Below are 12,637 nucleotides of genomic sequence, written 5' to 3'. Positions count from 1 at the left end.
GCCCGCGATCAGAAGAGGGGCCGCGGGCTTGTGAAAGGAGAGCAGCATGCTGTTCGATGTTTGGGGTAGCGATACCCTTATCCACTGGGCCGGCTGGGCCATGGTCTTTATCGGCCTGATCGTGCTCAACGAGGTCGGCCGCCGCACCAAGCTCGGCGCGGCAATCATCTTTGGCGTGGCTCCGCTGGCCATGACCATCTACTGCGTCGCCATCGCCATCGGCGTTTCGCAGGGTGCCGAGTGGGCGCTCACCAACCCCACCCATGTGTACCAGAACAGCTGGTTCCACTACGCCAAGGTATACGCGGCGCTGGCCGGTTGCTGGGGCTTCATTGCCATTAAGTACCAGTGGGGCAAGATCGGCAAGGCGCATTGGTTCCGCGCGTGGCCGTTTGTGATCGTCGCCATCAACATCATGATCGCCGTCGTATCCGACTTTGAGAGCGCCTATCACTTCTTTGTCCTGGGCGAGTCCACCTGGGTCACCTCCGAAGGTGCTACGCAGCTGGCCGGCTGGAACAACGTGTTCAACGGCATCGCCGGTATCATCAACATCTTCTGCATGACCGGTTGGTGGAGCGTCTACGCCTCCGAGGACAAGACCGACATGCTGTGGCCCGACATGACCTGGGTCTACATCATCGCCTACGACATCTGGAACTTCTGCTACACCTACAACTGCCTGCCCACCCACTCCTGGTTCTGCGGCTTTGCGCTGCTGCTGGCGCCCACCGTCGCCGCCTTTATCTGGAACAAGGGCGGCTGGATCCAGAACCGCGCCTTTACGCTGGCCATTTGGTGCATGTTTGCCCAGGTGTTCCCGTACTTCCAGGAGGAGTCCATCTTTGTGACCCACTCCACGCTCGACCCCGGCGCCGCTACCGCGGTCTCGATCGCCGCACTGGTCGCCAACGTCGCCGCGATCATCTACATCGCCTACCGCGCCAAGAAGCTCGGCCGCAATCCCTACAAGCAGGATGTCTTTGAGGGCACCAGCGATTGGGAGAAGGCCACCGCTCGCCGTGCCAAGGTTGATTACGCGCACGCCGAGTAACGTGTTTATTCCGCCCACATTTGGATGTAGGCAAACTTAGCCGACGCCGCAATCGCGCGTCATGTGCAGCCCCGGAAAGCGATTCGCCCGCTTTCCGGGGCTTTTTGTTGTTGCGCGCATTCACGCACATATGCAAAACCTCTCTCACAGATAAAATCAGATTTCCAACCGACTGACAGCCCTATGTGACCCCAATTTTGGGTACATTGTTGTCCCGATATTGAGCTTGGGGGATATATGAAAGATGAAACGATGGGCCAAGAGGATGCGAACCAAGATGCAGAAGCTTGCGCTGAGGCCTTGGAGAGCTTAGACCGGATTTCACTCGATGAGATTGCGTTTGACGATTCGGGCGTTGGTGTGCAGGATGAGCCGGAAGCCGAGGCGCAGTCCGATGATCAGGATGCAGACGACGTTGAGCCTGCCAAAGATGAGGCAGGTCACGAAGACACCGAAAGCGAGGCCGGCAATCAGCTCGAATCCGACACGGGCGAGGAAACCGTCTTGCTCGACAGCTTGCCGGCCGAGGATTCGCTGACCCGCGAGCTTCCTGGCCTGGGTTCCGCACCAGCCGTGGACGAGACCATCGCCATGGGCGATATTCCCCTTCCGTCCGTCCCCTCGGCACGCGAGGCCGAGGTTCGCCATCGCAAGATGTCGCCCAAGCGCCGCAATCTGATGGTCGCCGGTGTCGTGGCCGTCGCGCTCGTCGCCGGTGGTGCAGGCTATGCTGCCTGGAACGGATATCAGCAAGAGCAGGCTGCCGCTGTCGCCGCCAATGCCCACACGATGATGTCGGTGCAGATTGGCGTACATGCCGCGGGGCTCGACTGTTCCACCGGCTCCAAGATTCCCGTACAGGTAAGTGGCCAGGATTCTGACGGATCCTCCGTAAGCGAAACACTCTATGTTGACGAGCACGGCCGTGGCATCAAACTACTACCCGGTGACTACACGCTCTCCATCGCTGCCTCCCCCATCGCGGCCGACGGCACCATCTATACCGTCCCGACCACCAAGACGCAGGTCACCGTTAAGAGCGATGGACAGGATTTAAGTGCCCAGGTCACCTTTAAGCTCAAGGTGCCTTCGGCCGACACGGTAACCGACGACCAGATCGATGCCGCCGCCAAATATGCCGAGGAGGGAGGCGCGAGCTCCTCCGCCACCGCCAAGGTGCTCCAGCAGGCGGCAACCGCGCGGCGCGACGCCGCCGTCAATGCCGTGAGCGCGCAAAAGGCACAGGCGGCCCGTGATGCCGACGCCCGTCACAAGGCAACCGACCTCTACCAGCTCGATATCCCCGTCGAGTGGTACGGCAAGGTCGAGACTTGGCAAAATGGCAGCACGCTATGCATCTATCTTGCCGGCGACAGCGATACGCCGATTGTGACGCTCGTCGCGGTGCGCGAGGGCGAGAGCTTTACGCCCGATGAAGGCGATACGGTTTTGGGTGCGGCCAACCTAGGCAACGGTTATACCGTCTACGCCAGCGGCCCCGCCTATCCGTACGTGGTGCCCCAGACCATCAACGGACGGACGCAGAATCCCGTGTCGACCTACCCCATGGACACGGCCATTGAGCTTGTCGAGCTCACGACCGGCAACCGCTACACCTATAGCCAGATCAAGAACGTACTGGTCGGCAAAGACGGTAAAGCCGACGCCGCGACCAAACTCGAGACCGACTACCTCGCCCAGATCCTGATGCCGAGCATCAAGGCCCAGGACTAGCCGGGCGCATCATGGTGCTCCCCAACCGTGATGAAGGGGCCAGGAGGTCCTGGCCCCACAGATCCGTAGATGATTAGGCAAGGAGCCACTTCCATGCGGGAACAACGTGTACCACACCGTGCTCGCATGGAATATCGGCCTGCTCATCCATGGTAACGATTGTCGACTCACCAAGATCGAATTGGGCCATCGAGGCATCAAGCGCGGCAATTTCGCGCTCGCGCGTTTTCTCGCTTGCCATATCCGTACTCACCTGAATCAGGCCATAAGCCTGCATAAGAAGCGCATCCCCGGTCACAAAGTCCACCTCATGGCTTTTATTCTTCTCTTTGATCAGCAGGCGGCAGACCGAACCGGACCGCACGGCTGGAGTCCTTCTTCTGAGCGCATTGAACACCGCAGTCTCGAGCCTCTGGCCCTGATCAAATGCCGATGCGGGAGAGAATGCTCCGAACATCGCAGGATCGACAGCGTAGACTTTAGATGCGGACCGCGCATTATTTGCAAGTGAGCGCGTGAACTCCGGCACCGAAAACAACAGGTAGGCGTCCTCGTAATACTCAAGTAAGTCGCCGAGCGAATTGCGACTGACGGGTATCTGCCTACTTTTGAACTCGTTGTACACCTTGTTCACTGACAGCTCTCGTGCCGAAGATGCCATACACCGCGTCAGGAACAGTGAAGCCAAACGAGGGTTCTTGATGTCGTAGCGCTCAACGACGTCCATGGCGACCGTTCGCGACGCATATTCCTGTAGCAGCTGAATCGCATCCGCGGGCGTCTGCTCTAGCGTCGCGATGAATCCCCCTCGCTCAAGATATCCGATCAGATGATGTCGAAGCAGTGCTGCATCGCTCGATGAAAAGGGTGCATCCGGCTCAGGAACGCTCCCCGTCTTATATCGGACGTATTCCGAAAAACTCAACGGAAACAGCTCTCGCACAAGAGAGCGGCCCCTGAACTCGCTCTTAAGTTCCGAGGACAGCATCTTAGAAGAAGATCCCGTCACGTAGACGGTCGCTTTCTCCGTATCGACCACACGCCGCAGAAACGCACCCCATTCGGGAATTTCCTGGATTTCATCGAAGAAAATGTAGGCACCCTCGGTTCGAGCAGCAGGATATAGCGCATAGAATGTATCGAGCACGTCCGCTAGCAGCGACGGCTCATACGGACGCAAGCGCTCATCCTCACAATTGAAATAAAGCATCCGGTCAAGGTCGATACCTTGACCCTGAAGCCGCTGCATCTCCTGATACAGGCGATACGTCTTTCCACAACGACGGGCTCCCACAATCACATTTACGATGTTGTCGCGCTTGGGTTCCTGCGGGTTTCCCAGATCAAGGTCGCGCTCAAAGACCTGTGGAACTCCTTGTTGCTCAAAGTCCTTTATTTTCTGGGCCACCAAGTCGTTGAATGCCATGATTCTCCAATCTTGCTTATATGCTAATCAAGATTATATCGATTCTTGATTAGCAGGAGAGCAAGATTTATGCGTATCTTGATTAATTGGTAAGCAAATTTTTCTGTTACTGATCTCCCGGAGGATGTCGAACGGCTGAGGAGCCACCAAGCTCGAGAGAATGATTTTTCTGGGACGGGGATTTAATAATCATTTTGTACCGAATGATTATTAAATCCCCGTCCCAGAAAAATCATCAGGCAGGCGGGAGGGGGCAAAAGTAGCTAAAAAAGCCCCGTCCCAAATGAGCTACTTAGCGCCAGGGGTCGGCTTCGAAGAGGGGCTCGCGCTCGGGGCGGCGATCGCTGTAGGGATCGTAGCCGTCGTCGTCCTCGTTCTCGGCGCGAATATAGGGGTCGCGCGGCTTGGGTGCCGGCTTAGGCGCAGGCTTGGGTGCGGCGGGTGCGGCATCGGTCGCCGGCGTGTTCGTCTTGTTCTTGTCTGTCATCTGCGCATCTCCTTGCATCGCATCCGTTCAACATCATCGATTGTCGCACGAAAAAGGGCGGCGGATCCAATTGGATCCGCCGCCCTTGGCGTTTTGCGATGGGGGGCGGTTTTAAAGCCGGCCCCAAAATCTACTCGGCGTCTGGAACCTCGTAGGTGGCCGTCGGCGTGTTGTCGCACACGACGGTAAAGCCGCCGTCCTTGTCGGCATCGACCGTCACCTGATCGCCCTCGCGCACCGTACCGTCGATAATAGCGGCGGCAATGGCATCCACGACCTCGCGCTGCACGAGACGCTTGAGCGGACGGGCGCCAAAAACCGGGTCCAGGCCGCCCACGGCGAGCATCTGCTTGGCCGCCGGGGTGATGGCAAGCGTCATGCGCTCCTTGGCCAGACGTGCGCGGACGTCGGCGAGCTGAATATCGACGATCTTTTCGATCTGCGCCATGCCGAGCGGATGGAACACCACGATATCGTCGATACGGTTGAGGAACTCGGGGCGGAAGGTTTGAGCCATGGCCGCGTCGACCTGATGGCGCATCTCCTCCTCGTCCTTGCCGGACAGATCGGCGATAGCCTTGGAACCCACGTTGGACGTCATGATGATAATCGTGTTCTTGAAGGACACTTGGCGACCCTGGCCATCGGTCAGACGGCCGTCGTCGAGCACCTGCAATAGCACGTTAAAGACATCCGGATGAGCCTTCTCCATCTCGTCGAGCAAGATCACGGAGTACGGACGACGGCGCACGGCCTCGGTGAGCTGGCCGCCCTCGTCGTAGCCCACGTATCCCGGAGGCGCACCGATCAGACGCTGGACGCTGAACTTCTCCATGTACTCGGACATGTCGATACGCACGAGCGCGCGCTCGTCGTCGAACAGGCACTCGGCCAGTGCCTTGGCGAGCTCGGTCTTGCCCACGCCGGTGGGGCCCAGGAAGAAGAAGCTGCCGATGGGCTTGTCCGGATCGGAGAGGCCCGCACGGCTGCGGCGCACGGCCGCGGCCACGGCGGAGACCGCCTCGTCCTGGCCGATGACGCGCTTATGCAGCTCGTCCTCCAAGCCCTTCAGTTTGTCGAGCTCGCCCTGCATCATCTTGGACACGGGCACGCCGGTCCAGGCGCTCACGACCTCGGCGATCTCATCGGAGGTCACCTGCTCGTTGAGGCCCTCGCCGTCCTGCTGCTTTTGTGCCTCGAGCGCAGCCTCGGAATCCTGAATCTGCTGCTGCAGACCCGGGATCACGGAATAGCGCAGCTCGGACGCACGGCCCAAGTTTCCGTTGCGCGTCGCGCGCTCCTCTTCACTCTTGGCCTCGTCGAGCTGGCCTTTAAGCTCCTGCACGTGGTCGATGGCGTTCTTCTGGTTGAGCCAGCCGGCCTTTTGCACGTTGAGCTTTTCTTGGACCTCGGCAATCTCCTGGCGCAGGGCCTCCAGACGCTCCTTGGAGGCGTCGTCGGTCTCCTTCATGAGCGCCTGCTCCTCGATCTGCAGCTGGGTGAGCTGACGCGTGGTGGCGTCAATCTCGACCGGCATGCTGTCGAGCTCCATGCGCAGGCGGCTTGCGGCCTCATCGACCAAGTCGATGGCCTTGTCGGGCAGGAAGCGGTCGGCAATGTAGCGATCGGAGAGGTCGGCAGCTGCCACGAGCGCGCTATCGGTGATATGCACGCCGTGGAAGATCTCGTACTTCTCCTTGAGGCCACGCAGGATCGAGATGGTGTCCTCGACGGTAGGCTCGCTCACCATAACGGTCTGGAAACGACGGGCGAGTGCCGCGTCCTTCTCGATGTACTTGCGATACTCGTCGAGCGTAGTCGCGCCGATTGCGTGCAAGTCGCCACGGGCGAGCGCCGGCTTCAGGATGTTGCCGGCATCCATGGAGCCCTCGGTGGCACCCGCGCCCACGATGGTGTGGAGCTCATCGATGAACAGGATGACCTTGCCCTCGGACTTTTGCACTTCCTTGAGCACGGCCTTCAAGCGGTCCTCGAACTCGCCGCGATACTTGGCGCCGGCGACCAGCGCGCTCATGTCGAGCTCGATGAGGTCGCGGTCGCGCAGGGTGCTCGGCACGTCGCCGGCCACGATACGCTGGGCGATGCCCTCGACGATGGCCGTCTTGCCGACGCCCGGCTCGCCGATGAGCACGGGGTTGTTCTTGGTGCGGCGGGACAGAACCTGGATGGTACGGCGGATCTCGTCGGTACGGCCGATGACCGGGTCGAGCTTGCCGGCGCGGGCCAGATCGCAGATGTTGCGACCGTACTGCTCCAGCGCCTCAAACTGGGTCTTATCCTCGGCAGACGTCACGCGGTCATCGCCACGCAGCTCCTCGTAGACCTGCTCGATGCGCTCCTTGGTGACGCCGGCGTCACGCAGTACACGACCAGCCTCGCCCTTGTCCTCGGCAAGCGCCATCAGCAAATGCTCGGTCACCACAAAGCTGTCGCCCATCTTGGTGGCCTTCTTCTCGGCCTTCTCGATGACGCGGACGAGCTCATTGGACAGGCCCATCTGCTGGCCCTCGCCCGAAACCTTGGGCGCGCGGTCGATGGCATCTTGTGTGGAGCGTGCAAGCTGGGCCGGATCGGCGCCGATGCGCTCGATGATCACGGAGATATTGCGCTCGCCGGCACCAAGCAGGGCGGACAGCAGGTGAATCGGCTCCACCGCGCCGGCCTGCGCGTCGGCAGCCGTGCTCATGGCGGTCTGCAGCGCCTCGCGCGACGTCATTGCTAGCTTATCGATTCTCATGGAATCACCTCTCTTGGGGCGGCCGCCCTACGGGGCGGCTTCACGTTGTTCGAGAAGTATTGTTGCCAGCTTTGCGCGATCTTATACACAAATCTAAGTCTCTATATATAAGATTTTCTGAGTGAATTACGGATAGGGTACTGAGATGTCAGCCCGCCGCTGCCCAGGCGCGCTACCGTCTCGATCTGTAACATCTAGCAGCCATTTTTGATCCTAGATGTTACAGATCGAGACAGACCGAAAACCACCACAAAGAGGACAGGCACCTTTGTGGTGGTCGCGGTCTCTACTCCTTCGCCGAACCCGTACTTCCCGATTCGACGGTCCAGGGCATCTCATCCTCGAACAGCCATGTACGGGCAGACCCACTATCGCGTGCAGTCTGCGGGTCAGGCAAGCAGGTCTGTTTATAGGCATCTTGGATACACTGACCCATAAAATCGTTGAGCTCGGTCTGGTCGCCCTCCATGACATAGGCGACATCGCCGTCCATGATGTAGATGCCCGGACCCTCATTGCCCTCGTAGCCCGGATCGTACGAGACATCACATAACTTTGCGCCGTTTGCAGTGTCCAGCTCGATGGACGAGTGGCATCCGCCAACCATGTCGTTCGCTTTTGCCCGATAGGACGCATATCCGTACCAACGCTTAAATGTTTTGCCCTTGAGTAGCTCGGACGCCCTATCGATCAGGCTTGTATCCGTGGTATAGCGCATGGCCCCAAGCTGAATACGCGGATAATTGCTAATACCCAGCACAGCCGGCTGCTCATCAAAATCAACGGTAATGGTCTCGGGCTTGTCGTCGCCGGTCAGAAGTTCGACAGATTGAGTCACAGGCTTGACCACCGGCTCCGTCACCGCAGCAGGTAGAAATGCCATACCGACAGCGCCCGCGCCAACCACAGCGATCGCAAGCGCCAAGACAATCAATCCAATACGGGCAGAACGGCTCACGGCAAAACACCCCACAATGCAAACCTTCGCCACCTGCACTAATGATACCGCCAGCTAACACTATTACCAAAAGAAGCCGCGCGCTCCTCACCACCACAAAGGGGACAGGCACCTTTGTGGTGGTTTTCGACGCTAACGGTCGACCATCTCGCGCAATGAGATTAAACTTGAATTGCTCTCTGAACATATCCATTTCTGCCTATCCTCAACAGATCTTTGTCTCGAGGAGCGCATATGAAGCCGCCTCATTCCACCGGTCGCAACGTCATCGCCATTCTCGCCATACCCATCGTGATGCTCTTCCTTATCGTCATCACGCCCTTTTCCCTTGGTATCACCTCGCCCTTCGATTTATGCGGAATGGTCGACGCCGGCTCGCGTGCCACCTCGCTCTCCTTTATCTGTCGCGGCGTGTTTTACGAAGATGGAATTCCCACCGGAAGTTGGCAGTCAAAGTTGCCACTGCTCGGTCAGATCGACGGATGCTCCCCCTATTTCTGCCTTGGACCTCAGACGCTAAACTATCTAATCGACGACCAGCCACTCGACTTCATCACCCTCGCCTACGACTACGCACCAAACACCGATGAGCGCCACATGAACCAAGTCCTCGACAAGATGCTTGGACAGTGCGGGCTCACCGAGGAGGCCGGTCGAACCATCTATAGCAACCAGAAATTAAAGCGAACAGAACTCCGCCGTGTCGGAAAAATCAAAGGGCGAAACGGGGCCGCCTACTGGGATGCCTGGGCAACACGCGACAAGGGCGAATTCGGACACAGCACCTATATGGTCACTGTCTACACCAAAGACGGAATTAAGGACAATGTTGACGATTTCGCGTCATCCAAACTCGGCATCCCCAAAACAACCAAACCCGCCAGCCCAGATGAAATTCTGTAGAGCCGCCCATTAACATGCCGCTCAACGATCACAACAGCATCGAGCTCGTCCCCACCACCACAAAGGTGCCTGCCCCCTTTGTGGTGGTTTTCAACAAAAAGAAGCCGCCCCGATAACAGAGGCGGCATCAAGCAAGTCTATTTATTAGCGTCCCTCAAGACCCAACGAGAACGCAGAAATGTAGCCCGGGGCTTACCCTTTCCCGAACGCGGCCCTCGCGAAGCGCGTGAGCGGGCGGGAAAGGGTAAGCCCCGGGCGGACAATTAAGTGCGCTACTCGGCAGCGGCCTTGAACTTGTTGTAGTTGATCAGGCAGCCGGCCTTGACGATGGCACGCTCCTCTGCCGTCATGTCGGCAATGTAGAGCTCAATCTGCTCAACAGCACCGTCGGCGCGCACCACGTAGGCGGCGATGTCCTTTAGGTCGCCATCGAGCGCGGCACGGATGCCCGGCACAAAGACGTAGTCGCCCACCTCAAAGTTGGGCTCGGCCTCCATCTGGAAGGGCACCATGCCCCAGTTCATCACGTTGGAGCGATAGCGCTTGGTGGCGTACTCGTGGACGATATTGGCCAGGCCGCCAATTACGCGCTGGCAGCTCGCAGCCTGCTCGCGGGCAGAACCGTCGCCCGGCTTCTTGGCATAGAGCATGGAGCCGTACTCGGTCGCCTTGGCATCGGCCGCGACACCCGCGCCGGCCAGCGCCTCAAACACACCGGCAAGCTCGGCATCGAACGCCGCCAGGTCGCCTGCGGACTCGCCGGCAACGCGACGCTTCTCCACAGCGTCGACCTCCTTGGAGCGACCCACGTAGGCCGGGTCGCGGCGGCTCAGCGTAAACTCAGCCAGGCCCAGCGGGTTGGAGCGGAAGGAGCTCGTCTCGCCCGAGGGAATGAGCTCGTCGGTCGTGGTGACCGGGTCCATGATCTTGGAGCAAACCTTGAGCAGGATGTCGTCGCCGAGCGGCTCCATCGCGGGCCACGGCTTGATGTTGGGGCCTTCGACCAGCTCGTCGGCAGGCTCCGCCTTGCCAAAGCCCCAGTACACGCGCTTCTTGTACGGCGCGTCGTCAAAGGTGTACTCGCAGGCCTCGTCCCAAGTGTCCTCGGGCAGGTCGGTCGCCGGCGTCAGGACGCCGCCGTTGGCAGCCGTTGCCGCAATGGAGCGGGCGTCCATCAGGGCCACGGCGCTCAGCTGGCCATTACCCGGCTTGGAACCCTCGCGGTTGGGGAAGTTGCGCGTGGTGTGACGGATCGAAAGGCCGTTGTTGGCGGGCGTGTCGCCGGCGCCGAAGCACGGGCCGCAGAATGCCGTGCGCACGATTGCGCCGGCCTCCATGAGGTCGTAGATGTAGCCGCGGCGTATAAGTTCGAGCGCCACGGGCTGGCTCGTGGGATAGACCGACAGCGAGAACTCGCCGCAGCCGGTATTGGCGCCCTTGAGCACGCGGGCAGCCTGGACCACGGAGTCATAGTTGCCGCCCGAGCAGCCGGCGATAACGCCCTGCTGCACGTGCAGCTTGCCGTCGACGATCTTGTCGAGCAGGCTAAAGTGCGTCTTGCCCTCGCCGATCTTGGCGGCCTCGAGCTCCACCTCGTGCAGGATGTCCTCGAGGTTCTCGTTGAGCTCGTCGATCTCAAAGCCGTTGGAAGGATGGAACGGCAGTGCGATCATGGGCTTGATGCTCGACAGGTCGACCTCGACGCAACCGTCGTAGTAGGCGACATCGGCGGGCTTGAGCTCGCGATAGTCGTCGCCGCGGCCGTGCATGGTCAAAAACGCGTGCGTGTCCTCGTCGGTGGCCCAGATGCTCGACAGGCAGGTGGTCTCGGTGGTCATGACGTCAACGCCGTTGCGGTAGTCGGTCGTCATGCTCGCGATGCCCGGGCCCACAAACTCCATGACATTGTTCTTGACGTAGCCCTTGGCAAAGACGGCGCGAATGATGGCGAGCGCCACGTCGTGCGGGCCGACGCCGGGGCGCGGGGCGCCCGTGAGGTAGATGGCCACGACGCCGGGATAGGCGACATCGTAGGTGTCGCGCAGCAGCTGCTTTGCCAACTCGCCGCCGCCCTCGCCCACGGCTATGGTACCCAGGGCACCATAGCGGGTGTGCGAGTCGGAACCCAGGATCATCTTGCCGCAACCGGCGAAGTTCTCGCGCATAAAGGAGTGGATGACGGCGATGTGCGGCGGAACGAAGATGCCGCCGTACTTCTTGGCTGCGGAAAGGCCAAAGACGTGGTCGTCCTCATTGATGGTGCCGCCCACGGCGCACAGCGAGTTATGGCAGTTGGTGAGCACGTAAGGCAGCGGGAACTGCTCCATGCCCGAAGCGCGCGCCGTCTGGATGATGCCGACAAAGGTGATGTCGTGGCTCGCCATGGCATCGAAGCGAATCTTGAGTGCCTCGGGGTCGCCCGACGTATTGTGTGCCTGGAGGATCGAATACGCGATGGTGCCGCGCTTGGCATCCTCGGGTGTCTGCGTAATACCGCGCTCGGCAGCCTCGGCCGCAGGCACAACCTCGCTGCCGCCGCGCAGGTAGATGCCGTCCTCGTACAGCTTGACCATACTGTCTCCCACTCTGCCCAAAAGATTTGGGCGCATAGCATACATTCGTTCAATATCGTGCCATAGAACGGTTGCGAGTGGGTTACGAATCTCTGCGTTCACTTTATCTCAGTAAAGCAGAGGACGAGTTAGGTCCTGGGGAGGCAGACTTAGACGCTCAAATGACGAGAGTGGATAATCTCCCACTTTGAGCCTGCAAACAGGCAAAAAACGGGAGATTATCCACTCTCATTCTGCAGGTACTCATTTAAGTCTGTCCCCAATGAGTGCCTACAGGTCGCCGCCCGTGCCCAGCAGTTTGCGCATGACTTGCTCGGGGTTGACCGAGCCGTCGCGCGGGGCCAGGGCGGTGATCTTCTTCTGCATCTTGTACTCGTGCAGCTCGTCCTCGAGCTGGCGCACGCGTGCGCGGAGTTTTTCGTTCTCGCGCTCGCGCTCCTCGGCACGCTCCTTCATATCGAGGATGCGCACCACGCCGGCAAGGTTGATGCCCTCGTCAGTCAGCTGGTTGATGAGCTCCAGGCGCTCGATATCGGCACGCGAATACAGACGCGTGTTGCCGCCCGAGCGCTGGGGGTTCACCAGGCCCTTGGACTCGTAGACGCGCAGAGTCTGCGGATGCATGCCGGTCAACTCGGCCGCCACGCTGATCATGTACAGCGGTTTATTCCTATTGTCCTCGGCCATGCTACCTGACCCCTTTCCGTCTCGTTATCGTCCATCATAAGCCCGCGGGCGCGGGTG

The 12,637-nt window shown here is 59.8% G+C and carries 9 protein-coding genes; 3 read left to right on the top strand and 6 right to left on the bottom strand.

Going from position 1 to position 12,637, the window contains the following annotated elements:
- Positions 1 to 46 precede the first annotated feature (46 nt).
- On the top strand, positions 47 to 1,054 hold the full coding sequence (locus DW003_RS02595; protein WP_035136631.1) for a DUF5692 family protein: 1,008 nt from the start codon (positions 47 to 49) through the stop codon (positions 1,052 to 1,054).
- A 237-nt stretch (positions 1,055 to 1,291) separates the two neighbouring features.
- Positions 1,292 to 2,788, top strand: coding sequence for a hypothetical protein (locus DW003_RS02590; protein ID WP_147352173.1), 1,497 nt, complete (start codon positions 1,292 to 1,294; stop codon positions 2,786 to 2,788).
- 73 nt (positions 2,789 to 2,861) lie between these two features.
- On the opposite strand, the gene DW003_RS02585 is transcribed toward DW003_RS02590, so the two are convergent.
- From DW003_RS02585 to DW003_RS02570, 4 genes are all read right to left on the bottom strand, one after another.
- Positions 2,862 to 4,214 (bottom strand): ATP-binding protein, encoded by a 1,353-nt coding sequence (locus DW003_RS02585; RefSeq protein WP_118387384.1) that lies wholly within the window; start codon positions 4,212 to 4,214, stop codon positions 2,862 to 2,864.
- A gap of 292 nt (positions 4,215 to 4,506) precedes the next feature.
- Entirely contained in the window at positions 4,507 to 4,701 is a 195-nt protein-coding gene (locus DW003_RS02580) for a hypothetical protein (RefSeq protein ID WP_232049598.1), read from the bottom strand.
- Between the two features lie 130 nt (positions 4,702 to 4,831).
- Positions 4,832 to 7,459: an ATP-dependent chaperone ClpB gene (clpB, locus tag DW003_RS02575; RefSeq protein WP_118258689.1), complete on the bottom strand. Its 2,628-nt coding sequence runs from the start codon at positions 7,457 to 7,459 to the stop codon at positions 4,832 to 4,834.
- A gap of 286 nt (positions 7,460 to 7,745) precedes the next feature.
- Positions 7,746 to 8,417, bottom strand: a complete 672-nt coding sequence (locus DW003_RS02570; RefSeq protein ID WP_147329350.1) for a hypothetical protein — start codon at positions 8,415 to 8,417, stop codon at positions 7,746 to 7,748.
- 234 nt (positions 8,418 to 8,651) lie between these two features.
- On the opposite strand from DW003_RS02570, the gene DW003_RS02565 reads away from it, so the two are divergent.
- Positions 8,652 to 9,320, top strand: a complete 669-nt coding sequence (locus DW003_RS02565) for a hypothetical protein (RefSeq protein ID WP_117583635.1) — start codon at positions 8,652 to 8,654, stop codon at positions 9,318 to 9,320.
- 272 nt (positions 9,321 to 9,592) lie between these two features.
- Here the strand turns inward: DW003_RS02565 and DW003_RS02560 are convergent, their stop codons facing one another.
- Together DW003_RS02560 and DW003_RS02555 are read right to left on the bottom strand one after the other, a co-directional pair.
- The gene (locus tag DW003_RS02560) at positions 9,593 to 11,893 is read right to left on the bottom strand and encodes a hydratase (RefSeq protein WP_118387382.1); all 2,301 of its coding nucleotides are present in this window, start codon (positions 11,891 to 11,893) and stop codon (positions 9,593 to 9,595) included.
- 270 nt (positions 11,894 to 12,163) lie between these two features.
- Entirely contained in the window at positions 12,164 to 12,580 is a 417-nt protein-coding gene (locus DW003_RS02555; protein ID WP_055250809.1) for a heat shock protein transcriptional repressor HspR, read from the bottom strand.
- Positions 12,581 to 12,637: the final 57 nt, after the last annotated feature.

Source organism: Collinsella sp. AF36-3AT (assembly GCF_003475205.1).
Classification (GTDB): domain Bacteria; phylum Actinomycetota; class Coriobacteriia; order Coriobacteriales; family Coriobacteriaceae; genus Collinsella; species Collinsella aerofaciens_AF.
This window is presented reverse-complemented; position numbering and strand designations above follow the sequence as displayed.